The sequence below is a fragment of the Streptomyces sp. NBC_00503 genome, from assembly GCF_036346895.1.
Classification (GTDB): Bacteria; Actinomycetota; Actinomycetes; order Streptomycetales; family Streptomycetaceae; genus Streptomyces.
The window spans coordinates 3,224,336-3,248,217 of record NZ_CP107855.1 but is presented as its reverse complement, the minus strand read 5'-3'; the positions used below and the strand labels follow the sequence as shown (position 1 = coordinate 3,248,217).

General features: G+C 72.1%; 20 protein-coding genes and 1 tRNA gene. 15 read left to right on the top strand and 6 right to left on the bottom strand.

What is annotated here, in order from left to right:
- Nucleotides 1–121 precede the first annotated feature (121 nt).
- Nucleotides 122–1,138 carry a divisome protein SepX/GlpR gene (gene sepX / locus OG490_RS15025; protein WP_330296788.1) on the top strand — a complete coding sequence of 339 codons (1,017 nt, stop codon included), beginning with the start codon at nucleotides 122–124 and terminating at the stop codon, nucleotides 1,136–1,138.
- 78 nt (nucleotides 1,139–1,216) lie between these two features.
- A tRNA-Ala gene (locus tag OG490_RS15020) sits at nucleotides 1,217–1,290 on the top strand.
- 133 nt (nucleotides 1,291–1,423) lie between these two features.
- Here OG490_RS15020 and OG490_RS15015 read toward each other — a convergent pair.
- Nucleotides 1,424–1,921: a GNAT family N-acetyltransferase gene (locus OG490_RS15015; protein ID WP_330296787.1), complete on the bottom strand. Its 498-nt coding sequence runs from the start codon at nucleotides 1,919–1,921 to the stop codon at nucleotides 1,424–1,426.
- 38 nt (nucleotides 1,922–1,959) lie between these two features.
- On the opposite strand from OG490_RS15015, the gene OG490_RS15010 reads away from it, so the two are divergent.
- A complete protein-coding gene (locus OG490_RS15010) occupies nucleotides 1,960–2,763 on the top strand; it encodes an exodeoxyribonuclease III (protein ID WP_330296786.1) in 804 nt (267 codons plus the stop codon).
- On the opposite strand, the gene OG490_RS15005 is transcribed toward OG490_RS15010, so the two are convergent.
- A complete protein-coding gene (locus tag OG490_RS15005) occupies nucleotides 2,745–3,452 on the bottom strand; it encodes a MerR family transcriptional regulator (protein WP_330296785.1) in 708 nt (235 codons plus the stop codon). The two genes, OG490_RS15010 and OG490_RS15005, sit on opposite strands and share 19 nt — an antisense overlap.
- A 193-nt stretch (nucleotides 3,453–3,645) precedes the next feature.
- Between OG490_RS15005 and OG490_RS15000 the strand changes: the two genes are divergently transcribed.
- The 4 genes from OG490_RS15000 (at nucleotide 3,646) to OG490_RS14985 (ending at nucleotide 7,219) form a co-directional block, all read left to right on the top strand.
- Nucleotides 3,646–5,172, top strand: a complete 1,527-nt coding sequence (locus tag OG490_RS15000; protein WP_330300936.1) for a flavin-containing monooxygenase — start codon at nucleotides 3,646–3,648, stop codon at nucleotides 5,170–5,172.
- Nucleotides 5,169–6,095, top strand: a complete 927-nt coding sequence (locus OG490_RS14995) for an alpha/beta fold hydrolase (protein WP_330296784.1) — start codon at nucleotides 5,169–5,171, stop codon at nucleotides 6,093–6,095. The genes OG490_RS15000 and OG490_RS14995 overlap by 4 nt, the downstream gene beginning before the upstream one ends.
- Nucleotides 6,092–6,976, top strand: a complete 885-nt coding sequence (locus tag OG490_RS14990) for an SDR family oxidoreductase (protein ID WP_330296783.1) — start codon at nucleotides 6,092–6,094, stop codon at nucleotides 6,974–6,976. Before OG490_RS14995 ends, OG490_RS14990 begins: the two co-directional genes overlap by 4 nt.
- A 78-nt stretch (nucleotides 6,977–7,054) precedes the next feature.
- On the top strand, nucleotides 7,055–7,219 hold the full coding sequence (locus OG490_RS14985) for a hypothetical protein (protein ID WP_330296782.1): 165 nt from the start codon (nucleotides 7,055–7,057) through the stop codon (nucleotides 7,217–7,219).
- Nucleotides 7,220–7,302: 83 nt separating this feature from the next.
- Here OG490_RS14985 and OG490_RS14980 read toward each other — a convergent pair whose 3' ends face one another.
- Entirely contained in the window at nucleotides 7,303–10,593 is a 3,291-nt protein-coding gene (locus tag OG490_RS14980) for a S41 family peptidase (RefSeq protein ID WP_330296781.1), read from the bottom strand.
- Nucleotides 10,594–10,792: 199 nt separating this feature from the next.
- On the opposite strand from OG490_RS14980, the gene OG490_RS14975 reads away from it, so the two are divergent.
- Nucleotides 10,793–11,383, top strand: coding sequence for a TetR/AcrR family transcriptional regulator (locus OG490_RS14975; RefSeq protein ID WP_330296780.1), 591 nt, complete (start codon nucleotides 10,793–10,795; stop codon nucleotides 11,381–11,383).
- 172 nt (nucleotides 11,384–11,555) lie between these two features.
- Nucleotides 11,556–13,766 carry an MMPL family transporter gene (locus tag OG490_RS14970; protein WP_330296779.1) on the top strand — a complete coding sequence of 737 codons (2,211 nt, stop codon included), beginning with the start codon at nucleotides 11,556–11,558 and terminating at the stop codon, nucleotides 13,764–13,766.
- Nucleotides 13,767–13,862: 96 nt separating this feature from the next.
- Here the strand turns inward: OG490_RS14970 and OG490_RS14965 are convergent, their stop codons facing one another.
- Complete coding sequence (locus OG490_RS14965; protein ID WP_330296778.1) at nucleotides 13,863–14,279, bottom strand: SsgA family sporulation/cell division regulator; 417 nt, start codon at nucleotides 14,277–14,279, stop codon at nucleotides 13,863–13,865.
- A 202-nt stretch (nucleotides 14,280–14,481) separates the two neighbouring features.
- Between OG490_RS14965 and OG490_RS14960 the strand changes: the two genes are divergently transcribed.
- From OG490_RS14960 to OG490_RS14940, 5 genes are all read left to right on the top strand, one after another.
- A complete protein-coding gene (locus OG490_RS14960; protein WP_330296777.1) occupies nucleotides 14,482–15,546 on the top strand; it encodes an energy-coupling factor ABC transporter permease in 1,065 nt (354 codons plus the stop codon).
- Between the two features lies 1 nt (nucleotide 15,547).
- Complete coding sequence (cbiQ, locus tag OG490_RS14955) at nucleotides 15,548–16,309, top strand: cobalt ECF transporter T component CbiQ (RefSeq protein WP_330296776.1); 762 nt, start codon at nucleotides 15,548–15,550, stop codon at nucleotides 16,307–16,309.
- The gene (locus OG490_RS14950; RefSeq protein WP_330296775.1) at nucleotides 16,297–17,082 is read left to right on the top strand and encodes an energy-coupling factor ABC transporter ATP-binding protein; all 786 of its coding nucleotides are present in this window, start codon (nucleotides 16,297–16,299) and stop codon (nucleotides 17,080–17,082) included. Before cbiQ ends, OG490_RS14950 begins: the two co-directional genes overlap by 13 nt.
- 173 nt (nucleotides 17,083–17,255) lie before the next feature.
- Nucleotides 17,256–18,413, top strand: coding sequence for a serine hydrolase domain-containing protein (locus tag OG490_RS14945; RefSeq protein ID WP_330296774.1), 1,158 nt, complete (start codon nucleotides 17,256–17,258; stop codon nucleotides 18,411–18,413).
- Between the two features lie 48 nt (nucleotides 18,414–18,461).
- A complete protein-coding gene (locus OG490_RS14940; protein ID WP_330296773.1) occupies nucleotides 18,462–18,935 on the top strand; it encodes a YbaK/EbsC family protein in 474 nt (157 codons plus the stop codon).
- A gap of 63 nt (nucleotides 18,936–18,998) precedes the next feature.
- Here the strand turns inward: OG490_RS14940 and OG490_RS14935 are convergent, their stop codons facing one another.
- Complete coding sequence (locus OG490_RS14935) at nucleotides 18,999–20,639, bottom strand: penicillin-binding transpeptidase domain-containing protein (RefSeq protein ID WP_330296772.1); 1,641 nt, start codon at nucleotides 20,637–20,639, stop codon at nucleotides 18,999–19,001.
- A 165-nt stretch (nucleotides 20,640–20,804) separates the two neighbouring features.
- Nucleotides 20,805–22,598 (bottom strand): dolichyl-phosphate-mannose--protein mannosyltransferase, encoded by a 1,794-nt coding sequence (locus tag OG490_RS14930; RefSeq protein ID WP_443065817.1) that lies wholly within the window; start codon nucleotides 22,596–22,598, stop codon nucleotides 20,805–20,807.
- 305 nt (nucleotides 22,599–22,903) lie between these two features.
- On the opposite strand from OG490_RS14930, the gene rsmI reads away from it, so the two are divergent.
- On the top strand, nucleotides 22,904–23,767 hold the full coding sequence (gene rsmI / locus OG490_RS14925) for a 16S rRNA (cytidine(1402)-2'-O)-methyltransferase (protein WP_330300934.1): 864 nt from the start codon (nucleotides 22,904–22,906) through the stop codon (nucleotides 23,765–23,767).
- The last annotated feature ends 115 nt before the right edge of the window (nucleotides 23,768–23,882 follow it).

The following is a 23,882-nucleotide window of genomic DNA, read 5'->3' as shown; positions in this document are numbered from 1 at the left end:
CCGATTCGCCCATAACCTGATCCGAAGAATCACAAAAAAAGTCCGTGATATCAGCGAGATCGTGCGACACGCCGTCCCAATTGGCGGATTCCCCCGGCCGTACCCCTCTACGGTGTGGGGTGTGAGCAGCAGCGGCCTCATCTACGCAGTCATTGTCGGGGCCTGGGCCGCCTACTTGGTGCCCATGTGGCTCCGGAGGCAGGACGAGCTGAACGAAGCCCGTCCGACGGAACGCTTCTCCACCGCCATCCGGCTGCTTTCCGGCCGGGCTGGAATGGAGCGCCGTTACGCCAAGGGACTACGTGAGCGCGGTGACGAGGAGGCGGGACCCCAGCCCCCCGCGGACCCGGATGCAGCGACGGAAACGGTGAATTCCGTGGACGTCGACGACGTCCGGGCTGTTGTCGTGCCCCCGCCGACCCGTGCCGAACCGAGATCGGCCGCCTCCGAGCGGGCCGACCGTGCGGAGCGGGCCCGCCGCGAGCAGCGGCTCGTCGTCCTGGCCCGCCGCCGGCGCACCACGGCGCTCCTCTTCCTGATCTTCACCCTCGGCGCGGTCGTCGCCGCCGTCGGCGGACTCCAGTACCTGTGGGCCCCCGCCGTCCCCGCCCTGCTGCTGAGCACGTACATCGTGCACCTGCGCGTCCAGGAGCGACGGCGCTACGAGTTCACCATGGACCGGCGTCGCGCCGAAGCGGCCGCCCGCCGGCTCCGCGAGAACCGGCCCCGCCGTCGGGAGCCCGAAGCCGCGGCGGGCTCCGACCCGGACCCCGCGCCACCCGTCTCCCCGCAGGAGGCCGGCCGGCGCGCCCTGGTCGAGCAGACGGACCACGCCGAATGGGTGGACCAGCAGCGCGAACGCGAGCGCGGCCCGGCCCGCGGTGACAGCTGGGAGCCCGTACCGGTCCCGCTGCCGACGTACGTGACGGCCCCGGTCGCCCCCCGCGCCACCGGCGGTCCCGCGACCCCGGACCCCTGGAGCGCGACCCGCTCCAGCACGGCCGAGCCGACGGAACCCCGCCTGCGCGCCCAGCCCGCGGCCCCCCAGCAGTCCCGCCCGCGCACCCGCGACGCGGCGCGCACGCCGCTGTTCGACCAGTACGAGGGCGACGAGCGCCCGCGCGCCGCGAACGAATGATCGATGACCTGCGCGGACGCTCCCCGAAACCGGTTTTGGAGCACCCGCGAGGGGATGCTAATGTTTCACACGTCGCAAGGGCCTGTGGCGCAGTCTGGTAGCGCACCTCGTTCGCATCGAGGGGGTCTGGGGTTCAAATCCCCACAGGTCCACAAACGACAGTTCACGGGTTGCTCCCGAGAACGGTGACGAGATCCCGTCCGATCGAAAGATCGGGCGGGATCTTCGTCGTTTCAGGGGTCGGGCGATGTTCCGGACGGCGCGTCAGCGCCGTCCGGAAGCGGGTCAGGCCGGGAGCAGGGGCTTGGTCATGCAGCGGCTGGATTCGTAGAAGCGGTAGTGGCCGAACTTCTCCGACAGGGAGTAACCCGAGGAGAGGTAGAGGGCGATGGCCTCCGGCTGCTGGTCGCCCGTTTCCAGGGCCATCCGGATCCGGCCGGCCGCGCGGGCGTCCGCTTCGAGCTCGGCGAGGATGCGGCGGGCCAGGCCGAGGCCGCGGGCCTCGGGGACCACGTACATGCGCTTGAGTTCGGCGTCGCCGTCCGCGTAGCCCTCGTCGTTCGCGTCCTGGCCGCGCCAGCCGCCGCTGGCCACGGGCGCGCCGTGGGCGTCGTAGGCGAGGAGGTAGAGACCCCTCGGTGGAGTGAACATCGCCGGGTCGAGGAATGTGACATCGCCCTCGCCGTCGTAGCGCGCCTGGTATTCGACCTGCACTTGGTCGTTGAGCTTGACCGCGTCCGGGTGGTCGTACGACACGGCGCGGAGCTGGATCCCCTGAGACATTCGAACATCGTACGGAACGCTCCCGCTATGGTGCAGGGATGCTCATCGTGACCTCTGTGAATGTGAACGGAATCCGCGCCGCCGCCAAGAAGGGGTTCTCCCCGTGGCTCGCCGGGTCCGACGCCGACGTCGTGTGCCTGCAGGAAGTGCGGGCCGAGGAAGGGCAGATTCCCGAGGAGGTGCGGGCGCCCGAGGGGTGGCACACCGTGTTCGCCCCGGCCGCCGCCAAGGGCCGGGCCGGGGTCGCGCTGTACACGCGCCGGGAGCCCGAGCGGGTGCAGGTCGGATTCGGGAGCGAGGAGTTCGACACGAGCGGGCGGTACCTGGAGATCGACCTGCCCGGTGTGACCGTGGCCAGCCTCTACCTGCCGTCCGGGGAGGCCGGGACCGAGAAGCAGGACGAGAAGTACCGGTTCATGGGCGAATTCCTCGCCTACCTGCGGGAGCTCAAGGTGCGGGCCGCCGCGGACGGCCGGGAGGTCGTCGTCTGCGGCGACTGGAACATCTGCCACCAGGAAGCCGACCTGAAGAACTGGAAGACCAACCGGAAGAACGCCGGCTTCCTGCCCGAGGAGCGCGAGTGGCTCGGCGAGGTGTACGACTCGGCGGGGTACGTGGACGTCGTGCGCGGCCTGCACCCCGACACCGAGGGGCCGTACTCCTGGTGGTCCTACCGCGGGCGGGCCTTCGACAACGACGCCGGCTGGCGGATCGACCTCCACGTGGCGACGCCGGGGCTGGCGGCCAAGGCCGTGAAGGCCTTCGTGGAGCGGGCCGAGACGCACCCCGAGCGCTGGTCCGACCACGCGCCCGTGACCGTGGCCTACGAACTCGGTTCCTGAGCCGGGCCGGAAGCCGGGCCGGAAGCCGGGCCGGGAGCCTGGGCGCGCGCCGGTGACGGCGGGCGCAGGCGGTCCATCGCCATCGTGAGCTCGGCCTCGACCACGCTCTTCGCCAGGGGGCGCAGCCGCGCGACCGCCTCCTCGGAGATGTGCGTGGAGATGAGCTCGGTGAACAGGGCCGCCATTGCGTCCGCGTGCTCGCGCACCCGGCGGCCCGTCTCCAGGACGGCCGCCAGCGGTACGCCCTCGCGGACCAGTGCCGAGGAGACGTCCAGCAGCCGGCGGCTGACGTGGACGATCTCCTCGCCGTCGGCGGCCAGGTAGCCGAGGTCGAGCGCGGCCGCCAGGTTCTCCGGGGTGACCTCGCCCTCGAAGTAGTCGGCGAGGGTCTCGGGCGAGAGCCGGACCGGGGTCTCCTCCGACCAGCCGATGCCGAGCAGCTCCCCGAGCTGGCCGACGTCGCGGCCGTTCTCGAAGGCGACGGTCAGCTCGGCTATGCCGCCGAGGGTGTGGCCGCGTTCCAGCAGGGCGGCGATGGTGCGCAACCGGGCCAGGTGGTGGTCGTCGTACCAGGCGATGCGGCCCTCGCGGCGGGGCGGCGGCAGGAGCTTGCGCTCCCGGTAGAAGCGCAGGGTGCGTACAGGGATGCCGGCGGCCTCGGCCAGCTCCTCCGTGCGGTATTCGCGCACTGTGTTCCTTGCTTCCGTGGTTTGCGCTTCGTTCTGCGTCGCATTGTCCGGCACCTGCGCAGCCTAGGGCGTACTCGCAGTAACTTTCCTGGCGCGACCCCTACCCATGAGTACGGGGCTGCTCTACTCTCCCGATTGTGCCAGTGATTGCTGGCAGCATTGGTATCCGAAGGCGGCGGGCATGGGCGGTGGCATGGACGGGCGCGAGCACGTACGAGTGGCGGTGATCGGCTCCGGGTTCGGCGGGCTGGGCGCCGCGGTACGGCTTCGGCGGGAGGGGATCACCGACTTCGTCGTGCTGGAGCGCGCCGACTCGGTCGGCGGCACCTGGCGCGACAACAGCTACCCCGGGTGCGCCTGCGACGTGCCCTCCCACCTCTACTCCTTCTCCTTCGCGCCCAACCCCGACTGGCCGCGGACCTTCTCCGGGCAGCCCGCCATCCGCGAGTACCTGGAGCACGTCGCCGACACCTTCGGACTGCGCCGCCACATCCGCCTGAACCACGAAGTCCGGATGATGCGCTGGGACGCGGACGAGATGCGCTGGGACATCGAGACCTCGGGCGGGGAGTTCACTGCCGATGTGGTCGTCTCCGCCACCGGGCCGCTGTCCGACCCGAAGATGCCGGAGATCCCCGGGCTCGCCGGCTTCCCCGGCAAGGTCTTCCACTCCGCCCGCTGGGACCACGACTACGACCTGCGCGGCAAGCGCGTCGCCATGATCGGTACGGGCGCCTCCGCCATCCAGATCGTCCCCGCCATCGCCCCCGACGTGGAGCGGCTCACCCTCTTCCAGCGCACCCCGCCATGGGTGATGCCCCGCACCGACCGGGCCATCAGCTCCGTCGAGCGCTGGCTCCACCGCCAGCTGCCCTTCACCCGGGCGGCGCGCCGCGGACTGCTGTGGGGGATCCGCGAGCTCCAGGTCAGCGCCTTCACCAAGCGTCCGAACCAGCTCGGGCTGATCGAGTCCCTGGCCAAGGCCAACATGGGGCGCTCCATCAAGGACCCGGAGCTGCGGGCCAAGCTGACGCCCTCGTACCGGATCGGCTGCAAGCGGATCCTGCTCTCCAGCGAGTACTACCCGGCGCTCGCCCGGCCCAACGTGGACCTCATCGCCTCCGGGCTGAAGGAGATCCGGGGTTCCGTGCTGGTCGCCGCCGACGGGACCGAGACCGAGGTCGACGCGATCGTCTTCGGCACCGGCTTCCACGTCACCGACATGCCGATCGCCGACCGGGTGGTCGGCGCGGAGGGGAAGACCCTCGCGGAGGCGTGGAAGGACGGCATGCAGTCGCTGCGCGGGGCCACCGCGGCGGGCTTCCCCAACTGGATGACGATCATCGGCCCGAACACCGGGCTCGGGAACAGCTCGATGATCCTGATGATCGAGTCGCAGCTGAACTACATGGCGGACTACCTGCGGCAGCTGAACGTGCTGGGAGGGCGGGTCGCGCTCGCCGCCCGGCCGTCCGCCGTCAACGCGTGGAACCGGCAGGTGCAGGTGCGGATGGAGCGGACGGTGTGGAACACCGGCGGCTGCACCAGCTGGTACCTGGACGCGCAGGGGCGCAACACCACCGTGTGGCCGGGGACCACGGGGGAGTTCCGGCGGGAGACGCAGGGCGTGGACCTGGCGGAGTACGAGGTCGTACGGGGCCGCGCGCCGGTCCCGGTGGCCGGATCGGCGAAGCCCGCCGCCGAGGACGGTGCCGCGTGAGCCGCCCGGGGTACGTCACCGCCGGGCCCTACGCCCCGCCCGTCGCCCGGCGCGAGCTGGTCGCCACCTCCGCCGACGGATCGCGCCTGCACGTGGAGGTGCACGGGGAGGACGGGGCCCCGGCCGTCGTGCTCGCGCACGGCTGGACCTGTTCCACCGCCTTCTGGGCCGCGCAGATACGGGCCCTGGCGGCCGGCCACCGGGTCATCGCCTACGACCAGCGCGGCCACGGGCGCAGCCCCGCCGCCTCGCGGTACAGCACCGCCGCCCTCGCCGACGACCTGGTCGCCGTCCTGGGGGCCACCCTCGCCCCCGGCGAGAAGGCCGTCGTCGCGGGCCACTCCATGGGCGGGATGACCGTCATGGCGGCCGCCGGCCGGCCGGAGTTCGCCGAGCACGCCGCGGCCGCGCTGCTGTGCAGCACCGGCAGCGGCCGCCTCGTCGAGGAGGCGCTGGTCCTGCCGCTCGGGCCCGGCCGCGCGAGGACCCGTATCACCGGGGCGGTCCTCGGATCCCGGGCGCCGCTCGGGCCCGTGACCCCGGTGGCCAGGAAGGTGCTGAAGTACGCCACCATGGGGCCCGGCTCGGCGCCCGAGAGGGTCGAGGCCTGCGCCCGCATCGTGCACGCCTGCCCGACGAAGGTGCGCCACGCCTGGTCCGAGGTGCTGGCCGGGCTGGACCTCGACGTGAACCTGGCCGCGCTGACCGTGCCCACCGCCGTCATCGGCGGCAAGAGCGACCGGCTGACGCCGATCGTGCACGCCCGGGGGCTGGCGGCCGCGCTGCCGAACTGCGTGGGGCTGACCGAGCTGACCGGGATGGGGCACATGACCCCGATCGAGGCGCCGGAAGCCGTCACCGAGGCCGTGCGCGAGCTGGCCGCCCTGTACCTGCCCACCCCGCAGAAGGAGAAGACGCCGTGAGTGCTCGCAGGAGTCTGGAAGGCCAGGTCGCCGTCGTCACCGGCGCGGCGCGCGGAGTCGGCGAGCTGCTGGCCCGCAAGCTGTCGGCGCGCGGTGCGAAGGTGGCCCTCGTCGGCCTGGAGCCGGAGGCCCTCAAGGAGGTCTCCGAGCGGCTGCACACCGAGAGCGACCACTGGTGTGCCGACGTCACCGACCACGAGGCCATGGCCCGGGTCGCGCAGGAGGTCAAGCAGCGCTTCGGCAAGGTGGACATCGTCGTCGCCAACGCGGGCGTGGCCTCCGGCGGTCCGTTCGTCGACTCCGACCCGGACGCCTGGCGCCGGGTCATCGAGGTCAACCTCATCGGCGGCGCCGTCACCGCCCGCGCCTTCCTGCCCGTGCTGATGGAGAGCCGCGGCTACTTCCTGCAGATCGCCTCGCTCGCCGCGATCACCCCGGCGCCCATGATGACCGCGTACTGCGCCTCCAAGTCGGGCGTCGAGGCCTTCGCCCACTGCCTGCGCGCCGAGGTCGGCTACAAGGGCGTCAAGGTCGGCGTCGGCTACCTGTCATGGACCGACACCGACATGGTGCGCGGAGCCGACCGGGACGAGGTCATGCGCGAGCTGCGCCAGCGGCTGCCCTGGCCCTCGAACCAGACCTACCCGCTGGGGCCTGCCGTCGACCGCATCGTGGCGGGCATCGAGCGGCGCTCCGCGCACGTGTACGCGCAGTGGTGGCTCCGCGGCATGCAGGGGATCCGCGGCTACCTGCCGGGGATCATCTCGACAGTCGGACAGCGCGAGATGAAGCGGTTCGAACCCCGACTGGCCAGTGTTTCCAAGGGACTTGTCGGGGCCGGCGGGGCGGCGGACGAGCAGGAGCGCACCGGCGGCCGCTGATCACAATGCGAGGAATGTCCACTTATGAAAGCCTGGTCGAGGCCCCATCCCCGAACACCCCTCCAGGAGTGAAGAAGCATGGGCATCAAGGATCAGTTCCAGGACAAGGCGAACCAGCTCGCGGAGAAGGCGAAGGCCGCGGCGGCCGGCCACCAGGACGAGGCGTCCGAGCGCGCTTCGCAGGCTGCCGACCAGGCCAAGGACAAGGCCCGCGACACGTTCGACGAGAACTTCGACAAGTAAGCGCTTAGCGCGCAGCAGGTAAGCGCACAGAGGGGCGCGACCCGCCGTTCCCGGGTCGCGCCCCTTCCGCATGCCCTACGGGATCACCCGCGCGGCGGCAGCTTCGGCCGCCGCCGGTCCGGTACGTCCGTGTAGCCGGGCGGTACCGCCGCCGGGTCCTGTTCCAGCAGCTCCAGCGCCAGGTGCACGGCGTCGTCCAGCTGCGCGTGCCGCCCCTCCGCCCAGTCGAGCGGGGTGCGCAGGATCGGCAGGTCCGGTTCCACGCCCTGGTTCTCCACCGACCAGCCGTACTCGGGGAACCATGCCGCGTTCATCGGCACCGTGATCACCGTGCCGTCGCCGAGGGTGTGCCGGCCGGTCATGCCGACCACCCCGCCCCAGGTGCGCTGGCCGACGACCGGGCCGAGCCCCAGCAGCTTGAAGGCCGCGGTGATCATGTCCCCGTCGGAGGAGGTCGCCTCGTCGGCCAGCGCCACGATCGGGCCCCGGGGCGCGTTGGAGGCGTAGGAGACGGGCTGCGCGTTGCGGGTCAGGTCCCAGCCGAGGATCGAGCGGGTCAGCTTCTCCACCACCAGCTCGCTGATGTGCCCGCCCGCGTTGCCCCGTACGTCCACGATCAGGGCGGGCTTGGACATCTCGGCCCGCAGGTCGCGGTTGAACTGCGCCCAGCCCGAGCCGCCCATGTCGGGGATGTGCAGGTAGCCGCACTTGCCCTCGCTGACCTTGCGGACGACCGCGCGGCGTTTGGCCACCCAGTCCTGGTAGCGCAGCGGCCGCTCGTCGATCAGCGGCACGATCGCGACCCGGCGCGAGCGGCCCTGCCCCTCGGCGGGCTCGAAGGTGAGCTCCACGGTGGTGCCGCCCGCCGCCGACAGCAGCGGGTACGGGCCGGCCACCGGGTCCACGGGCCGGCCGTCGACGTGGGTGAGGACGGCGCCCTCCCGGATGCCGGTGCCCGCGAGCGGGGAGCGGGCCTTGGAGTCGGAGGACTCGCCGGGCAGGATCCGGGCGACGACCCAGGTCCCGTCGCGGGGGACGAGGTTGACGCCGAGCAGGCCGATGGCCCGCTGGTAGTGCGGCGGCCCTTCGTTGCGGCGCGCGGGGGAGACGTAGGCGTGCGAGGTGCCGAGCTCGCCGAGGACCTCGCGCATCAGGTCGGCGAACTCGTCCGGGGAGGCGACCCGTTCGACGAGGGAGCGGTACTGGCGCAGCACCCCGTCCCAGTCGATCCCGCACATCTGCGGCTCCCAGAAGTACGCGCGGATGAGCCGCCCGGCCTCCTCGAAGGCCTGGCGCCATTCGGCCGCCGGATCCACCTCGTGCAGGATGCGCCGCAGGTCCAGGTAGACGGTGGAGTCGTTGTCGCCGGATTCGGTGGCCGGGACCGCCCGCAGGTCCCCGTCGTCGTTGACGACGAGCCGGGTGCCGTCCCCGCTGACCGCGAACCAGTCCAGCCCGGAGGCCAGTTCCGTCTTACGGGCCTTCGTGAGGTCGAAGTGCTCCAGCGTGGGCTTGCCGCTGGTGTCGGCCGGGTTGGCGAAGGTCTCGCCGAGCGCGCCGGAGATCGGCCAGCGCAGCCACACCAGCCCGCCGCCGCTCACCGGGTACAGGGCCGAGTACTTGGACGCCGTCACCGGGAACGGAGTCACCCGGCTCTCCAGCCCCTCCACCTCCACGGTGACCGTGCCGTCGCCGGAATCGCCCTCGGCCGGGTCGAGTCCGCCCGCCGCCGGGCGGCCGTCGGGGGTGAACGCGAAGGGCGAGGGGGTCGCCGAGGAGAGCGGCACCAGGTACGGGCGGCAGCCCAGCGGGAAGGACAGGTCGCCGGTGTGCACGTCGTAGACCGGGTCGAAACCGCGCCAGGACAGGAAGGCGAGGTAGCGGCCGTCGCTGGTGAAGACCGGGTTCTCGTCGTCGAAGCGGCCGTTGGTCACGTCCACGATCGTGCGCGCGCCCGGTCCCGTGATCCGGGCCATCTTGATCTGGCGCAGCGAGCGCCCGACGCCCGGGTGCGACCAGGTCAGCCAGCAGCCGTCGGGGGAGAAGGCGAGGTCGGTGACGGGCCCGTTGTCCGACCGGATCAGCTCGCTGGCCTCCCCGTTGGACTCCTCGGTGGCGTCGATGAGCAGCAGCCTCCCGTCGTTGGAGGCGATGGCGAGCCGCTCCCCGTCCGGATCGGACAGCAGCTCCAGTACGCGGCCCAGCTCGCCCGAGGCCAGCCGGCGCGGCTCCCGGTCCCCGGAGGCCCGGGGCAGGTAGGCGATCTCGATGGCGTCCTCGCCCTCGGCGTCCGTCACGTACGCCACCTGCCCGCCGCTGCCCAGCATCTCGGGCAGCCGGACCCGTACGCCCGGGGTGTCGGCGATGGTGCGGGCGGGCCCGTCGCGGTGCGTGAGCCAGTACAGGCTGCCGCGCACGACGACGGCGCTGGCCCGCCCGGTGGCGTCCACGGAGAGCGAGTCGACGTGGCTGGCGGCCGGGACCTGGTAGGTGCGCCGGCCCGCGCGGGGGCCGCCGAGGCGGACCTCCAGCTTGCGCGGGGCGGCGTCCGGGGCCAGGGATTCGACGATCCACAGGTCGCCGGCGCACTGGTAGACGACCCGGGAGCCGTCGCTGGAGGCGTGCCGGGCGTAGAACTGCTCGTGGTCGGTGTGCCGGCGCAGGTCGGTGCCGTCGGGCAGGCAGGAGTAGAGGTTGCCGATGCCCTCGTGGTCGGAGAGGAAGGCGATCCGGCCGGCCACGAACATCGGGGCGTCCAGGTGCCCCTCGATGCCCTCCAGCAGCCGCTCGCCGTGCAGCCACAGCCGTCCGGTGGCGCCGCCGCGGTAGCGCTTCCAGGCGGCCGGTTCGTGCGGGGGCTTGCCGGTCAGCAGCAGGGTGCGCCGCTCGCCGGGGCCCTCCCCGTCGCCCGGCTCGTCATGGACCGCGATGTCGGAGACGGGCCCCCACGGGAGCCGGCCGCCGGGGCTGCCGTCGGTGGGCAGGCTGTAGGCCCAGGAGTAGTAGGAGAAGGGCTGGGCGTGGGAGGAGACGGCCAGGATGTCGCTGCGGCCGTCCTTGTCGGGCGGGGTCCAGCCGCAGACCCGGGTGTCGGTGGAGCCCCAGTAGCTGAGCCGGCGGGCCGGTCCGCCCTCGACGGGGGCGAGGTGGATCTCGGGGTCCAGGCTGCGCCAGGTGGTGAAGGCGATGTGCTTGCCGTCGGGGGAGAACCGGGGGTGGCCCACCCGGGTCCGGTCGACGGTGATCCGCCAGGCCCGGCCCGCGGGTTCTCCGGGTGGCACCAGGGGGGCCACCCAGAGGTCGTCCTCGGTGGCGAAGCAGAGCAGGTCGTCGTGGAGGTGGGGGAACCGGAGGTACGCCGCGTCGTGACTCACCCCCCAATGCTTTCCGCGGGGAGGGGGGCTGGCAACTCGTACAGGTGATCCATGCGCGTGTCGCGACGCCCCTCCGGAGTGACCGACACCACTGCCGAAACGAAACGGAACGGTTTCGTTTCGCTGGATCCGGGGAGTATCGTCCTACGAGTACGAAACGGTTTCGTTCGGATGGGCAAGGTCGGGAGGAGACGCCGAGATGGTCGAAGAGGTCATGTCGCGCCGCAGCCGGATCACCCCCGAGCGGGAAGCCGAACTCCACGGGGCGGTCCTCGACCTCCTGCGCGAGGTCGGCTACGAGGCGCTGACCATGGACGCGGTCGCCGCCCGTACGAAGTCCAGCAAGGCCACCCTCTACCGCCAGTGGGGGAGCAAGCCCGAACTGGTCGCCAAGGCCCTGCGCTGCACCCAGCCGGTCTCCCTCCGGGAGATCGACACGGGCAGCATCCGCGGGGACTTCGCCGTCATGGTCGAGAACTCCGACGACGCCCAGATGGCGAAGGACACCGCGCTGATGCGGGGTCTGACCCATGCGGTCCACGAGAGCCCGGAGCTCCACAAGGCGCTGCGGGAACTGCTGGTCGACCCGGAGATCACGGGTCTGCAGGCGATGCTCCAGAGGGCGGTGGACCGGGGCGAGATCGCCGCGGGCTGTCCGGCCCTGGCCTTCGTCCCGCACATGCTCATCGGGGCGTTCATCGCGCTCCCGCTCATCGAGGACCGGTCCGTCGACCGGCGTTTCCTCGGTGACTTCATCGACGCCGTGGTCTTCCCCGCCCTCGGCGTCTGATCCCACACCGTCCGGTCCCACACCGTCCGGTCCCACACCGTCCGGTCCCCACACCGTCCGGCCGAGCTGTCCCCGCGCTCGATTCCTGCTGCCTCTGACACGCCGCTCTCGTCGTCGGAACGGCATTCCATGCCCTGATCCATCCCACGACCCGAACGGGAGAACCACCGACGTGGCCACCTTCCTCTACCGACTCGGCAGGGGTGCCTTCCGGCGCCGCCGATTCGTCGCACTCGTCTGGGTGGCGCTGCTGTTCGCCGCCGGCTTCGGCGCGGCTACGGCTTCCGCACCCACCTCAGGCTCGTTCTCGATACCCGGCACGGAGGCCCAGAAGGCCTTCGACCTGCTGGACCAGCGCTTCCCGGGGATGGCCGCCGACGGCGCCACCGCCCGCATCGTCATCAAGGCCCCGGCGGGCGAGAAGGTCGACTCCCCGGCCTCCAAGGCCCAGGTCGAGAAGATCGTCACCAGCCTGAAGGACGGCGCCGGCAAGGACCAGGTCTCCTCGGTCGCCGACCCGTACGAGGCGAAGGCCGTGAGCCAGGACGGCTCCACCGCCTACATCAGCGTCAAGTACAAGGTCAGCGGTATGGAGCTGACCGACCCGACCCGAGAGGCCCTGACGGGCGCCGGTACGCAGGCCAAGGCCGCCGGGCTGAACGTCCAGATCGGCGGAGACGCCCTGATGGCGGCCCCGAAGACGGGCTCCGGCGAGATCATCGGCGTCGTCATCGCCGCGATCGTCCTGGTCATCACCTTCGGCTCGCTGATCGCGGCCGGACTGCCGCTGCTGACCGCGCTGATCGGCGTGGGCATCGGCGTCTCCTCCGTCACCGCGCTCGCCAACGTGCTGGACCTCGGCTCCACCACCTCCACCCTCGCGATGATGATCGGCCTCGCGGTCGGCATCGACTACGCGCTCTTCATCGTCTCCCGCTACCGCGCGGAGCTCGCCGAGGGCCGCGAGCGCGAGGAGGCCGCAGGCCGCGCCGCCGGAACCGCCGGCTCCGCCGTCGTCTTCGCCGGTCTGACCGTGGTCATCGCCCTCGTGGGCCTGGCCGTCGTCAACATCCCGATGCTGACCAAGATGGGCTTCGCCGCCGCCGGCACCGTGGTCATCGCCGTCCTCGTCGCCCTGACGCTGGTCCCGGCCCTCCTCGGTTTCGCGGGCAAGAAGGTCCTGCCCGCCGGCACGAAGAGCAAGCTGTTCGGCAAGGGCAAGCCGGCTCCCGCCCAGGGCGTCGAGCCCAAGCCCAACGGCGGCACCCGCTGGGCCCGCTTCATCCTGCGCCGCCCCGTCATGGTGCTGCTCGCGGGTGTGATCGGCCTCGGCGTCATCGCGATCCCGGCGAGCAAGCTGGAGATGGGCCTGCCGGACGACGGCTCGCAGCCGGTGTCCACCTCGCAGCGCCAGGCGTACGACCTGCTCTCCGAGGGCTTCGGCCCCGGTTTCAACGGCCCGCTGATGGTGGTCGTGGACGGGGACAAGGCGCTCGCCGACAAGACGGTCGACCGGGTCAAGGGCCTGGACGGCGTGGTCGCGGTGACCCCGCCGCAGCTCAACAAGGCCGGGGACGCCGCCATCATCACGGTCATCCCGAAGGACCGCCCGTCCTCCGTGGAGACCGAGAACCTGGTCCACGAGATCCGTGCGGGCAGCGGTGACGACGTCCTCGTCACCGGTGCGACCGCGATGAACATCGACTTCTCGCAGAAGATGAACGACGCGCTGGTGCCCTACCTGGCACTCGTCGTCGGCCTCGCCTTCCTGCTCCTGATGCTCGTCTTCCGCTCGATCCTGGTTCCGCTCAAGGCGGCCCTCGGCTTCCTGCTCTCGGTGGTCGCCGCCCTCGGCGCCGTCGTCGCGGTCTTCCAGTGGGGCTGGCTCGGCTCGCTCTTCGGGGTGGAGCAGACCGGTCCGATCATGTCGATGATGCCGATCTTCATGGTGGGCGTCGTCTTCGGTCTGGCCATGGACTACGAGGTCTTCCTGGTCACCCGCATGCGCGAGGCGTACGTCCACGGCGAGCGGCCGGGCCAGGCCGTCGTGACCGGGTTCCAGTACAGCGCCCGGGTGGTCGTGGCCGCGGCCGTCATCATGATCGCGGTGTTCTCGGGCTTCATCGGAGCCAGCGAGCAGATGATCAAGATGATCGGCTTCGGTCTGGCCGTCGCCGTCTTCTTCGACGCGTTCGTCGTCCGGATGACCATCGTCCCGGCCGTCCTGGCGCTGCTCGGCCACAAGGCCTGGTGGCTGCCGAAGTGGCTCGACCGGATCCTGCCGAACGTGGACGTGGAGGGCGAGAGCCTGCGCAAGCACCTCGGCGAGTCCTCCGACGGCTCCGACGGCTCGGACAAGGACCGCGAGCTGGTCAAGGTCTGACCCGTCGGGCGCCGGGCACTGCCCGGCGCACCAGGCACACGAGGCCGGCCCCGCACCCGAGAGGTGCGGGGCCGGTCCCGTTCGGGCGGGTTGGGCCTAACGGGTGGCCGAGGCCGTGGCGGCGGATGCGGCCGCGGGCGCGGGTGCGTTCGTACGGCGCAGGAAGCGGCGCAGCGCGGCGATGTCGAACTGGACCACCGCGACGCCCTCGGGGGAGTGGAACTCGACCACGGCCTGGACCCGCCCGCAGGGCCAGACGCGTACGTCGCCGGTCCCGGTCGGGGCCTGCAGACCGGCCTCCAGGAGGGCGCGGGGGAAGACCCACTCGTTGTCGGTGCCCTCGGGGGAGAGATCGGCGGGGAAGACGATCCGCACGGCCAGGGGTTCGGCGGGGACGAAGCGCAGCGCGACCGGGATGGCCCGGTAGAGCGGGTCGTCGGTGATCACGCGGGCCCGCACCCGCTCCTCCACGTAGGGCGTGGTCGCGGGCGGATTCTCGGCGGTCGCTGACATCGACAAGACTCCTCGAATCGGAACATATGCGTCCGTATTTCCCCCCAGCCTTGCACATTCCGACGAATCCGCACGAACCTATTTGTGGCACGGCCGCTGTTGCCAACGGTTCGCAATTGGGCACTATTCTTGAACGGTTAAAGATTTTCCCGGTTCAAGATCGCTTCAGGGACCGCCGGACCGCAGGAAGCGGAGCAAAACCATGCATGTGCCCGACGGCTTCATCGATGCCCCCGTCTCCGTGGCCGCAGGTGTCGTCGCCGCCGGAGCCGTGGCGGTCAGCCTCCGCGGCGCCCGCCGCGAACTCGACGACCGCACCGCCCCGCTCGCCGGCCTCGTCGCCGCCTTCATCTTCGCCGTCCAGATGCTGAACTTCCCCGTCGCCGGCGGCACCAGCGGCCACCTCCTGGGAGGCGCGCTCGCCGCGATACTCGTCGGCCCCTGCACCGGCGTGCTGTGCGTGTCCGTGGTCCTCCTCATGCAGGGCGTCCTCTTCGCCGACGGCGGCCTGACCGCCCTCGGCGTCAACATCACGAACATGGGCGTCGTGACCGTGGTCGTCGCCTACGCCGTCTTCCGCGGGCTCCTGAAACTGCTGCCCGACACCCGCCGCTCGGTCACCGTCGCCGCCTTCGCCGGAGCCCTGCTCTCCGTCCCCGGCGCCGCCGTCATGTTCACCCTCTTCTACGCCCTCGGCGGCACCGCCGACGTGTCCACGGACAAGGTCTTCGGCGCCATGGTCGGCGTCCACGTCCTCATCGGCATCGGCGAGGCCGTCATCACCGCAGCCACCGTCGGCGCCGTGATCGCCGTACGCCCCGACCTGGTCCACGGCGCCCGCGGGCTGTCCGCCCCGCTGAAGCTGCGCATCGGCGGCGAACTGGTCGACGCCCCGGTCGCCGCCGCGCCGGCCGCCCCGGCAGGCCTCGCCGCCCGCTCCACGAAGCCCGTGTGGATCACCGGCCTGGTCACCGCCCTCGTCCTGGCCGGCTTCGTCTCCTTCTACGCCTCCTCCAGCCCCGACGGACTGGAGAAGGTCGCCGCCGACAAGGGCATCGACCAGAACGTCACCGAACACGCCTCCGCCGACTCCCCGCTCGCCGACTACAGCGTCAAGGACGTCTCCGACGCCCGCCTCTCCGGCGGCCTCGCCGGGATCATCGGCGTCGGCGCGACCGTCCTCGTCGGCACCGGGATCTTCTGGACCGTGCGGCGCCGCCGCAGCGCCGACCTGACGGCCGCCGCCACGACCGCACCGGTCGCCTGACGTGGGCGCGGGCCACGCCCACCGGCTCTACCGGCACGGGCACTCGCCGGTCCACGACCTGCCGCCGCACTGCAAGCTGGCCGCGACCTTCGCCTTCGTGGTCGTCGTCGTCTCCACCCCGCGCGAGGCGGTGTGGGCCTTCGGGCTGTACGCCGTCCTCATCGCGGCGGTGGCGGCCGTCGCCCGGATCCCGGCCGCCTTCCTGCTGCGCCGGCTCCTGATCGAGGTGCCCTTCGTCGCCTTCGCCGTCCTGATGCCCTTCGTGGCGCAGGGCGAGCGGGTTGAGTTCCTCGGCATGTCGCTCAGCGTCTCCGGCCTCTGGGGCGCCTGGAACGTCCTGGCCAAGGGCACCCTCGGCGTGGCCGCGTCCGTGCTCCTGGCCTCCACCACCGAACTGCGGGCCCTGCTGCTGGGCCTGCAACGGCTCAAGCTGCCGCCGCTCCTCGTCCAGATCGCCTCCTTCATGATCCGGTACGGCGACGTGATCACCGACGAGCTGCGCCGGATGTCCATCGCCCGGCGCTCCCGCGGCTTCGAGGCGAGCGGGATCCGGCACTGGGGGGTCCTGGCCAAGACGGCCGGAGCCCTGTTCATCCGCTCCTACGAGCGCGGCGAGCGGGTCTACCTCGCGATGGTCAGCCGCGGCTACGCCGGGTCCATGCCCGTGATCGACGAAGTGGCCGCCACCCGCACCCAGTGGGCGTACGCGGCCGCGCTCCCCGTGACGGCGCTCGCCGTCTGCCTGATGGGATGGACCCTGTGAACGCACCCTCCGCCCCCGCACCCTCGCTCGAAGTGGCCGGCCTGGCCTACGCCTACCCCGACGGCCACCAGGCCCTCTTCGGGGTCGACCTGACCGTCGGACAGGGCGAGCGGGTGGCGCTGCTCGGACCCAACGGCGCCGGCAAGACCACGCTCGTGCTGCACCTCAACGGCATCCTGAGCGGCGGCGTCGGCACCGTGTCCGTGGCGGGGCTGCCCGTGGAGAAGCGCAACCTCGCGGAGATCCGCCGCCGGGTCGGGATCGTCTTCCAGGACCCCGACGACCAGCTCTTCATGCCGACCGTCCGGGAGGACGTGGCCTTCGGCCCGGCCTCCGCCGGGATGCGCGGCGCCGAGCTCCAGGAGCGGGTGCGCGAGGCCCTGGACCTGGTCGGCATGACCGCCTTCGCGGACCGGCCCCCGCACCACCTGTCCTTCGGGCAGCGCCGCCGGGTCGCGGTGGCGACCGTACTGGCCATGCGGCCCGAGATCCTGGTCCTGGACGAGCCCTCCTCCAACCTGGACCCGGCCTCGCGGCGGGAGCTCGCGGACATCCTGCGCTCCCTCGACGTCACGGTGCTGATGGTGACGCACGACCTGCCGTACGCGCTGGAGCTCTGCCCGCGCGCGGTGGTCCTCAGCGACGGCACCCTCGTGGCGGACGGCCGGACGCAGGACCTCCTGTGCGACGAGGAGCTGATGCGCGCGCACCGGCTGGAGCTGCCCTTCGGCTTCGACCCGCGCACGCCCCTCTTGGCGCGCCCCTCGCACTGATCGGCACTGGCGCGCCTCCCAGGCTTCGGGCCGCTGCGTCGGACTCCGTCCGCCGGTCGGGGGCCGGGCCCGGCGGGCCGCCTCGGGGACTCGGGAAGCAGGGCCGTCAGGCGGGCGTTGCATCCTGTCGTAGGCGCCGTCGGGGCGTCGCGGCACAGTGCTGGGAGTCAAACGTGGATGTCCACGGGACGGTGGCGGAGGGCTTCGAGCCCGTCAGGGACGCGTTCGTACGCAACTTCCAGGTGCTGGGGGACCGGGGCGCGGCCGTGTCCGTGTACCGGGACGGGCGCAAGGTCGTGGACCTGTGGGGCGGTACCAAGGACGCGAACGGCACGGAGCCGTGGGCCGAGGACACCGTGCAGATCGTCCGCTCCGTGACCAAGGGCGTGGCCGCCGCCGTACCACTGCTGCTCCAGCAGCGCGGACTGCTCGACCTGGACGCGCCGGTGGGCTCGTACTGGCCGGAGTTCAAGGCCGGCGGCAAGGAGCGCACCCGGGTCAGGGACCTGCTCGCGCACCGTGCGGGAGTCCCGGCCCTGGACCGCGGACTGACCGTGGCCGAGGCCGCCGACGGGGTCTCGGGACCGCGCGCGGTCGCGGCCCAGCACGCCTTCTGGGAGCCCGGCACCGAGCACGGCTACCACGCGCAGACCTTCAGCTGGCTGCTGAACGAGCTCGTGCTGCGGGCGACCGGCCGTTCGCTGGCCGGCATCCTGGCCGAGGAGATAGCCGAGCCGCTGGGCCTGGACTTCTGGATCGGCCTGCCGGAGGCCGAGGCCCACCGGGTGGGCCGGGTGGCGCCCGTCGATCCGCCGGAGGGCGCCGGCACCTTCAGGACCCGGCCGAGGCGAAACGTTTCCGAGGCCTACGCCGATCCGGACTCACTCACCCGCCGCGCCTTCGCGGCCGTCTATCCGCTGCCGGACGAGAACGACCCCGCCTACCGCGCCGCCGAACTGCCGGCCTCGGCCGGCATCGGCACGGCCCGCGCACTGGCCCGCTTCTACGCCGCCACCATCGGGGTGGTCGAAGACGGCGCGCGGATCTTCACCCCGGCCACCACCGCGCTCGCGGGCAAGGAGTTCTCCTCCGGCCCGGACCGCGTGCTGGTGGTCAACACGCGCTTCGGCCCCGGCTACATGCTGCACGGCCCCGCCTCACCGCTGCTGTCCCCGACCTCCTTCGGGCACCCCGGGCGCGGCGGCTCGCTCGCCTTCGCGGACCCGGAGTCGGGCATCGGCTTCGGCTACGTCACCAACGCCCACGCCAAGTCGGTCACCGCCGACCCCCGCGCCCAGGCCCTGGTCCGGGCCCTGCGCTCGGCGCTGTAGCGCGCAAATGGCCCGCACGGGCCCGGCGTGCCGCGTTAGCGTGCCCGTATGACGACGACCATGCATCCGCGTTTCGCCGAAGCCCTCGCCGAGCTGGGCCTGGAGCCGGACGTACGCACCTTCCCCGACGGCACCCGGACCGCGGCCGACGCGGCGGCCGCGATCGGCTGCGAACTCAGCCAGATCGTGAAGTCGCTGATCTTCGCGGCGGACGGGGTCCCCGTGCTGGTGCTCATGGACGGGGCCTCGCGGGTGGACGTGGAGGCGGTCCGAAAAGAGCTCGGCGCGACCGCTGTGACCAGGGCCGACGCGGCGCTGGTCCGAGAGACCACCGGGTACGCCATCGGCGGCGTACCGCCCTTCGGGCACCGGACCCGCACCCGGGTCCTGGCCGACCGGGCCCTACTGGCCCACACGCAGGTGTGGGCGGCGGCCGGGACCCCGCACACGGTGTTCCCGATGGCCCCGCGCGAGCTGATCGCGCACGCGGGGGCCGTACTGGCCGACGTACGGGAGCGCTGACCGGGGCGGCCTGCCCGCCGCCGGTGTCAGCCCGCCGCGACGTCGGCCTGCTGCCGGGCCGTGTCAGCCCGCGTTCAGGACCGTCGCCACGATCGGGCCGGCCGCGTCGCCGCCGTGGCCGCCGCCCTCGACCATCGCGGCGGCCGCGACGTCACCGCTGAACCCGGTGAACCAGCTGTCCGGGTTCTGCGCGCCGTCGACCTCCGCCGAGCCGGTCTTCGCTCCCTTGTCGGAGCCGCCGACCGCGGACATCGCGCCCCGGGCCGTACCGCTGGTCGCCGTCAGCTTCATCATCCGCACCAGCTGCGCCGTCACCGACGGCTTCATCGGCCGGGAGGCCCTGGCGAGCTCGCGGTCGTCCATGGAGGCCTTGACGACGACCGGCTGACGGAACACCCCGGTCCGGGCGGTGGCCGTGATCGAGGCCATGGTCAGCGGGTTCATCTGGATCTGGCCCTGGCCGATGTACGCGGCGGCCGCCGACGCACCGGTGGCGTCCGGGACCTTGCCGTCCACGGTCGCCACCCCGACCTTCCATTCGACGCCGATGCCGAAGACCTCCCGGGCCTCCTTCGGGAGCGCGCCGTCGTCGTTGACGGGCTTGATCTGCTTGATGAAGGCGGTGTTGCAGGACTGGGCGAAGCTCGTCGCGAAGGTCTCGTTGTCGAGCTTGAAGCCGTTCAGGTTCTTGAAGGTCCGGCCTCCCCACGACACTTCCGCAGGGCATTCGGCGACCTTGTCCGCGGAGACCAGGCCCCGGTCCAGCAGCATCGCGGCGGTCACGATCTTCATCGTGGAGCCGGGTGCCCGGCCGCCGCTGATGGAGGCGGAGAAGCCGTCCGACCGGTGGTCGGCGATGGCCAGGACGTTCCCGGTGCTGGGCTGGACGGCGACCACCGAGGCCTGCGGGAACTTCAGGACCGCCTTCTCGGCCGCCGCCTGCACATCGGCGTCCAGGACGGTCTCGATCCGCCCCGGGGTGCCTTCGACCAGCGTCAGCAGGGACCGCCGGGGGGCGTCCGCGGCGGCCGGCTGGATCCACAGCTCGGCGCCGCCCGTGCCGCCCAGCTTGGCCCCGTACTTCTGGCGCAGGTCGTCCAGGACCTTGCGCAGCGAGGGGTACTTCTCGGCCGTCAGCTCCTTGCCGTTGCGGTCGACGGCCTTGACGGGCGGGCTGGCGGGGGTGCCCGCGCGCAGCCGCTCGTCCTTCTGGAGCTGCGGGTGGAGCACCGAGGGCTGCCAGTCGACCAGCGGCTTGCCGGAGGTGTTGCCGCGCACCACGGTGAGCTTGGACTCGTAGGCGAGGGGCTTGGTGATCCCCTCGTACGTCACCTCGGCGGCGACGGAGTACGCGATCGTGGTCCCGGTCTGTGCGCCGGGGGTGATCGCGACCTTGGACACGTAGGCCGCGGTCTTGAAATCGCCCAGGGCGCCCTGGGCCGCCGCCGGGTTGTTCGTCAGGTCGGCGCCCGCCCGGGAGTCCCCGGCCGACCAGGCGGCGAAGAAGGCCTTGGCCGTCTCCGCCGTCTCCTTGTCCGTGACCGGCCCGGTGCCCTTCCCGGGCACCGGGGCTCCGGTCGTGCTCGTGCTCTTCGCGTCGTCCCCGCCGTCGCCCCCGACCAGCGTGTACATCCCGTATCCGGCTCCGCCCACCATCGCGAGGAACACCCCGCCGACGATGGCCCCCTTCGCCGCCCCGTTCATTGCCACTGCTCCGTCCCCCGTGCCCCGTACCGCGGCTCCCCGGTCGCTGAACGCGTTCAAGGAACCCTTGGTGTGGACCTTACTCGGAGCCCGTGACGGTCCGCAGGGCTGTTATCGGACCGGAACAGCCCCGCCGTGCAGGCCGCGGGAGGGGGATCAGCCGCTTCAAACCCACGTGTCCAGCCACATTCGGTTTCTCCAGGAGTCCATCGGGATGGACTCGCCCGTGTAGATCGGCCAGAAGTAGATGAAGTTCCAGACGATCAGGAGGACCAGGACGCCCGCACCCACCGCGCCCAGGGCGCGGCGGCGTTCCGAGGAGCCGGCCGGGCCGAGGAGGGCGCCGATCAGCATGGCCACCGCCAGGCAGAGGTAGGGGATGAAGACCACCGCGTAGAAGAAGAAGATGGTCCGCTCCTGGTAGTTGAACCAGGGCAGCAGGCCCGCGCCGAGTGCGCACGCGATCGCGCCCGCCCGCCAGTCGCGGCGGAAGAACCACCGCCACAGCACGTACAGCAGGGCGAAGCAGCCGGTCCACCACAGCAGCGGGGTGCCCAGGGCCAGCACCTCGCGGGCGCACTTGGCGCTCTCGCTGGCCGGGCAGCCGTCCGTGCCCGGCGCGGGGGATTCGTAGAAGAAGGAGACGGGGCGGCCCAGGATCAGCCAGCTCCACGGGTTCGACTCGTAGGTGTGGCCGGAGGTCAGGCCCACGTGGAACTTGTAGACCTCGGTCTCGTAGTGCCACAGGCTCCGCAGCCACTCCGGCACGAAGGACCACGAGCTGTGCTGGTCGTTCTTGGCGGCCCAGTCGCGGAAGTAGCCGCCCTTGCCGTTGTCGGGGGAGAGGATCCAGCCGAGCCACGAGGCCAGGTAGACGGAGATCGCCACGGGGACGATGGAGAGGAAGCCGGGCAGGCCGTCGCGGCGCACCATCGCCTTGTACGGGGTGCCCGCGCCCGCGGTGCGGCGCGAGGCCGCGTCCCACATCACGGTCAGCACGCCGAAGAAGGCCAGCACGATCAGGCCGTTCCACTTCGTGCCGAAGGCCAGCCCCAGGCAGATCCCGGCCAGGATCCGGTACGGGCGCCAGCCCAGCTTCAGCGTCTCGGCGATCCGGGCGTCCGGGCGGGTCCGCCCCTCCTCGTCCACGGGGAGCGCCGCCGCGAGCCGGGCCCGCGTCCGGTCCCGGTCGATGAGCAGCGAACCGAAGGCCGCCAGCACGAAGAACATCAGGACCAGGTCGAGCAGCGCGGTGCGGCTCATCACCAGGTGCAGGCCGTCCACCGCCATCAGCAGGCCGGCCAGGCAGCCCAGGAAGGTGGAGCGGAACAGTCGCCGGCCGATCCGGCACAGCATCAGAACGGACAGGGTGCCCAGCAGAGCGGTCATGAACCGCCAGCCGAACGGGTCGAAGCCGAACATCCACTCGCCCAGACCGATCACCCACTTGCCGACCGGCGGGTGCACGACGTACCCGGGGTCCAGGGGGAGGGCCACCCCGTCCGGGTTGGCGAGGATCGACTTGTCGATCTCCTTGGGCCAGCTCGCCTCGTAACCCTGCTGGATCGTGGCCCAGGCGTCCTTGGCGTAGTACGTCTCGTCGAATATCACCGCCTTCGGGGTGCCCAGGTGGGCGAACCGCAGCGCCCCGGCGACCAGCGCCACCAGCACCGGACCGGCCCAGGCCAGCACCCGCTGCCAGATCACGGCGGCGGCCGGGGAGATGCCCAGGGTCGCCCAGAGCTGAACGGACGGCCGGGCGTACGGGGGCACCAGCCGGGTGGCCACGTCCGACCGCTCGGCCGCCCCGGTGGGGGGCACGTACCCGAAGCCGCGCAGTCGGCGCAGCCAGGCTGACGGCCGGTCGGCGGGTCCGGATCCGGGGTCGGGGTCGGACCCCGCCGATGAGGCGGGCGGGGCCCCCGCGGGGCTGGGCGGCGGCGTCGCGGTACTGGTCACCGGGTCATCGTAGGGAACGAGGCTGTGCCAGACCCAGGGGGACGGGAGCGTCGGGGTGAGCCGGGTGGGACGGCTGAGAGGATGGGGCGGTGACCATTGACCGGCCCCGCGCCTCCGAAGCCCCCTCCGAAGCCCTTTCCGGGGCTCCTTCCGAAGCCTCCGCCGAGGGCGGTTCGGAGGTCTTCCCGGCGGCTGCCGAAGCCGAGGCCGAAGTCGAAGCCGCTGAGGGGGCCGAAGCGGAAGCCGCTGACGAAGCCGCTGACGAGGCCGATCTCGCACCGGTCCGGGCGGCTGTTGCCTCCGGTGTGCCCGGGGCCGGTGTGCTCGTCCTCGCCGGGACGCCCATCGGCGACCTCGCCGACGCGCCGCCGCGGCTCGCCACCGAGCTGCTGGCGGCCGACGTGATCGCCGCCGAGGACACCCGGCGGCTGCGCCGGCTGACGCAAGGGCTCGGCGTGTACACCACCGGGCGCGTCCTGTCGTACTTCGAGGGCAACGAGTCCGCGCGCACGCCCGAGCTGGTCGAGGCCCTGGAGGCGGGCAAGCGCGTCGTGCTGGTGACCGACGCGGGCATGCCCTCGGTCTCCGACCCCGGCTACCGGCTGGTCGCCGCCGCCGTGGAGAAGGACATCAAGGTCACGGCCGTACCAGGCCCCTCCGCCGTCCTCACCGCACTCGCCCTGTCCGGGCTGCCGGTCGACCGCTTCTGCTTCGAGGGGTTCCTGCCGCGCAAGGCCGGCGAACGCCTCAGCCGGCTCCGCGAGGTCGCGGGGGAGCGCCGCACCCTCGTCTACTTCGAGGCCCCGCACCGGCTCGACGACACCCTGGCCGCGATGGCCGAGGTCTTCGGCGCCGAGCGCCGCGCCGCCGTCTGCCGCGAGCTGACCAAGACGTACGAGGAGGTCAAGCGCGGCGGGCTCGGCGAGCTGGCCGCCTGGGCCGCCGAAGGGGTGCGCGGGGAGATCACCGTGGTCGTCGAGGGGGCGCCCGAGGCGGCCCCCGGAGACGTGGACGCCGAGGAGCTGGTGAACCGGGTACGGGTGCGCGAGGAGGCGGGCGAGCGGCGCAAGGAGGCCATCGCGGCGGTCGCGCTGGAGGCCGGAGTACCCAAGCGCGAGGTCTTCGACGCGGTGGTCGCGGCAAAGAATGCGGCACAAAAGGTGCCGTAGGTCGGTAAAGAGCTAACCTGAAAAGCAAAGCTCAGACCGCGCACCGGGCACTTTTGGCATGAGTCGCCCAAAGACCGTCCAACAGTCGACAGGGCCTGATGCGCTCCCGCCCGAA

Coding starts and splice junctions, on each gene's coding strand:
- OG490_RS14960 (WP_330296777.1), top strand. CDS start 14,482: ATGCATGTGCCCGACGGCTTCATCGATGCCCCCGTCTCCGTGGCCGCA.
- OG490_RS15015 (WP_330296787.1), bottom strand. CDS start 1,921: ATGTCTCAGGGGATCCAGCTCCGCGCCGTGTCGTACGACCACCCGGAC.
- OG490_RS14975 (WP_330296780.1), top strand. CDS start 10,793: ATGGTCGAAGAGGTCATGTCGCGCCGCAGCCGGATCACCCCCGAGCGG.
- OG490_RS15000 (WP_330300936.1), top strand. CDS start 3,646: ATGGACGGGCGCGAGCACGTACGAGTGGCGGTGATCGGCTCCGGGTTC.
- OG490_RS14935 (WP_330296772.1), bottom strand. CDS start 20,639: ATGAACGGGGCGGCGAAGGGGGCCATCGTCGGCGGGGTGTTCCTCGCG.
- OG490_RS14965 (WP_330296778.1), bottom strand. CDS start 14,279: ATGTCAGCGACCGCCGAGAATCCGCCCGCGACCACGCCCTACGTGGAG.
- OG490_RS15010 (WP_330296786.1), top strand. CDS start 1,960: ATGCTCATCGTGACCTCTGTGAATGTGAACGGAATCCGCGCCGCCGCC.
- OG490_RS14985 (WP_330296782.1), top strand. CDS start 7,055: ATGGGCATCAAGGATCAGTTCCAGGACAAGGCGAACCAGCTCGCGGAG.
- OG490_RS14950 (WP_330296775.1), top strand. CDS start 16,297: ATGGACCCTGTGAACGCACCCTCCGCCCCCGCACCCTCGCTCGAAGTG.
- OG490_RS14940 (WP_330296773.1), top strand. CDS start 18,462: ATGACGACGACCATGCATCCGCGTTTCGCCGAAGCCCTCGCCGAGCTG.